Source organism: Streptomyces sp. UW30 (assembly GCF_008042075.1).
Classification (GTDB): Bacteria; Actinomycetota; Actinomycetes; order Streptomycetales; family Streptomycetaceae; genus Streptomyces.
Map to the genome: position 1 here is coordinate 1 of NZ_RDBN01000150.1, position 3816 is coordinate 3816.

Annotated in this window: 1 protein-coding gene; it reads right to left on the reverse strand. The window is 72.4% G+C overall.

Annotated elements, in window-relative coordinates; genetic code table 11:
- Nucleotides 1–34: 34 nt before the first annotated feature.
- On the reverse strand, nucleotides 35–3816 hold a 3782-nt coding region (locus EAO75_RS45055; protein ID WP_148000909.1), incomplete at its 5' end, for an acyltransferase domain-containing protein.

A 3816-nucleotide genomic window follows, 5' to 3' on the forward strand; every position in this document is an offset into this window, starting at 1 on the left:
CGGTCGAACAGCGCAGGGCCCTGCTGGAGTTGGTTCAGGCGCAGGTCGCCGTCGCCCTCGGCCATGCGTCGGCGGCGTCCGTGGACGAGACCCGCAGCACGACCTTGCCGACGTGCCTGGCCTGCCCCAACAGTCGTAGGGCCTCCGGCGCCCGCCCCATGTCGAAAGCCGTCACGGGGTTCGGCCGCAGCACACTCTGCTCGAACAGTTCCAACAGTGCGGTCCACATCTCGGCGATGCGATCGGGACCCGCGTCGATGAGATCGAAGGCGGTGTAGTCGATGCCGTGCTCGGCCCGCACCTGCTCCGCGTCACGGATGTCGGTCTTGCCCATCTCCACGAACCGACCACCCGGCCGCACGAGCCGCAGCGACGCATCCACGAACTCACCGGCCAGCGAGTCCAGCACCACATCGACACCCGACCGGAACCGCGCCTCGAACTCCGTCGTCCGCGACGAAGCGATCCGCTCCCCCGCAACCCCCAGCTCACGCACGACCGGCCACTTCGGCTCACTCGCCGTCCCATACACCTCGCCACCCAAGTGCTGGGTGAGCTGTACGGCCGCCATCCCCACGCCACCAGCGGCGGAGTGGATCAGCACCGACTCCCCCGCCTCCAGACCAGCAAGGTCCACCAGGGCGTAGTAAGCAGTGAGGAACACGATCGGGACGGACGCCGCCTGCTCGAACGACCACCCCTCCGGCACCCGCGCCAGCAACCGCGCATCGGTCACAGCAGTCGGAGCGAACGCTCCGTCCAGCAAGCCCATCACCGGATCACCGACCACCAGGCCAGTCACCCCAGGGCCCACCTCCGCGACCACGCCGGCGCCCTCATGCCCCAGCCGTCCCGCATCTCCGGGATACATGCCAAGGACGTTCAGTACGTCACGGAAGTTGACCCCGGCGGCCCGCACCGCGACCCGCACCTCACCGGCCCGCAACGCACGCGGCTCCTCAGGAACCAACGCCACACCATCCAGCCGGCCCTGAGCCACCACATCCATACGCCAATCGACGCCCACACCCACCGGCGGCAGGAGCACATCCCCGCCGGTCATGCGGGCAAGGCGCGGTACGCGGGCCGTTCCTCGACGGATCAGCGCTTCGCTCACCGTCTCCGGGACGCTCGCGAGCCTCTCCCAGGAGGCGGAGTCGAGGTCGAGGTCGGTGAGGGCGATGCGGCCCGGGTGTTCGGTCGCGGCCGTGCGGACCAGGCCACGGACGGCGGCCGCGGCCGGGTCGGTGCGGGGCTCCTCGTCGTCGGCCGGGCCCGAGAGCAGGATCAGCAGGCGGGAGTCGGTGAGGCGCGGCTCCCGCAGCCACTCCTGGATCGTGCCGAGGATCTCGGTGACGGTCTCCCGGAGGGCGCCGGCGGCGGCGACCGGCAGGGCCACGGTGCTCGGCGGTTGCGTGCCTGCGTCGAGTGCCGTGCGCAGTGCGTCGAGGTTCGTGTACGAGGTGCCGAACCGGGCTGTATGTCCGTCCGGGAGTTCACCCAGGACGGCCCAGTCGGCGGTCCGGGCGTCTCCGGTGTCGGTGAGGGGGCGCCAGTCGACCCGGAACAGCGCGTCCCGGACGAAGGACCCGCTGGTGTCCAGATCCGTGAGGGTGACGGGGCGCAGCAGGAGGCTGTCGATCGTGGCGACGGGTTCGCCGGAAGCGTCGGCGACCCGGAGTTCGACCGTGTCTTCGCCGCGCGGCGTCACGCGCACGCGGACCGTGGACGCGCCCACGGCGGACAGCTCCACGCCCGACCACAGGAACGGCAAACGGGCGCCGTCCCGCTCCCAGAGGCCGAGGACGTGGAGCACCGTGTCCAGCACCGCCGGGTGCACGCCGAATCCCTCGCCGCCACCTGTGGCCGCGTCGGGTAGGGCGGCCTGGACGAACCAGTCCTCTCCGGAGCGCCATACGGCTTCCAGGCCGCGGAAGGCCGGGCCGTACGACAGGCCCGCCGTCCCCAACCTCTCGTAGAGACCGTCGAGTTCGACCTGCTCCGCTCCCTGCGGCGGCCATACGCGCAGGTCCCAGGTCTCTCCCGCCGACGCGGTCGCGGCGATGGTGCCCGACGCGTGCAGCGTCCAGGGCAGTTCGTCCGTCGTGTCGTGCGGGCGGGCGTGGATGCGTAGGGCTCGGTGGCCTGCGGCGTCCGGCGACTCCACGCCCACCTGGAGTTCGACGGCCTGGTCCGCCGGAAGGGCGAGTGGGGCCTGGAGGGTGAGTTCGTCGACGCGGTCGCAGCCGGCCCGCTCCCCGGCGGCCAGGGCCAGTTCCAGCAGCGCGGTGCCGGGGACGATCACCGTGCCCGCCACGACGTGGTCCGCGAGCCAGGGCTGGTCGGCGACGGACAGCCGGGCCGTCAGCAGCACGGTGTCGGTGTCGGCGACGGACACGGCGGCGCCGAGCAGCGGGTGGCGGACGGGTCGCAGGCCCAGGCCCGCGGCGTCGACGGTGCTGCGCGGCGCTTCGAGCCAGTAGCGGCGGCGCTGGAAGGCGTACGTCGGCAGGGGCACCTCACGCGCGCCGGTGCCCGCGAAGACGGCCGCCCAGTCGACCGGAGTGCCGCGCACGAAGAGTTCGGCGACGGCTGCGAGGGCCGTCTCGCGTTCGTCCCGGTCACGGCGCATCACGCACGCGGCGGGGGCGGTGTCGACGAGCGCGGACAGGACCGGGTCGGGGCCGAGTTCGAGGAAGCGGGTGACGCCGAGTTCGTCCACGGCCGTGCGGGCGGCGTCGTGGAAGCGTACGGCCTCGCGCACCTGCCGTACCCAGTACTCCGGGGTCGTCCAGTCGTCGCCGTCGAGCACGGCGCCGCTGAGGGTGCTGACGGCGTGCAGCGTCGGGCGGTGGTAGGTCACCTGGGCGGCGATGCCGGCGAACTCCGTCAGCATCGGTTCCATGAGCGGGGAGTGGAAGGCGTGCGAGACGTGCAGGCGCGTGGCCCGGCGGCCCTGTTGGCGTGCCGTGTCGAGCAGTTGTCGTACGGCGTCCTCGTGGCCGGAGACGACGACGGACGTGGCGCTGTTCACGGCGGCGATGACGACGCCGTCCGTGAGGAGTGCGCTGACCTCCGTCTCGGTTCCCTCGACCGCGGCCATGGCGCCGCCCTCCGGCAGGGCCCGCATGAGGCGTGCGCGGGCGGCCACCAGCCTTACGGCGTCGGGGAGTTCGAGGACTCCGGCCGCATGGGCGGCGGCGAACTCGCCCACCGAGTGGCCCAGCACGACCTCGGGTTGCGTGCCCCAGGAGCGCAGCAGCCGGATGAGGGCGACTTGCAGGGCGAAGAGGGCGGACTGGGCGTATCCGGTGTCCTGGAGAGTCTGTTCGTCCTCGCCGAAGAGGACGGTGCGCAGGGGCTGGACGAAGCGGAGTTCGGCGTCGAGGAGTTCGCAGACCTCGTCGATTGCGGTGGCGAACTCGGGGAAGGTGGCGGCGAGTTCTCGTCCCATGCCGGGCCGTTGGCTGCCCTGGCCGGTGAACATCCACGCGGTACGGCCCTCGGTCACCGCGCCCTTGATCATGGGTGCGGTGAGCTGGGCGCGGAGGTCGGCGAGGTCGCGGCCGAGGACGACGGCGCGGTGGTCGAGGGCCGCCCGGGTGGCGGCGAGGGAGAACCCGGTGTTCAGGGGGTCGGCGTCGATCGGGGCGAGTCGTTCGATCTGGGCCCGCAGGGCGTCGGCACCGCGCGCGGACACGACCCAGGGGATCACGGGCAGATCGACCGTCGGGGTCGGGGTGGCCGGTTCGTCGACCTCCTCGACGGAGGGCTCGGCGGGGGTCGGTACGTCGTCGGCGGGAGGCTCGGCGAGGA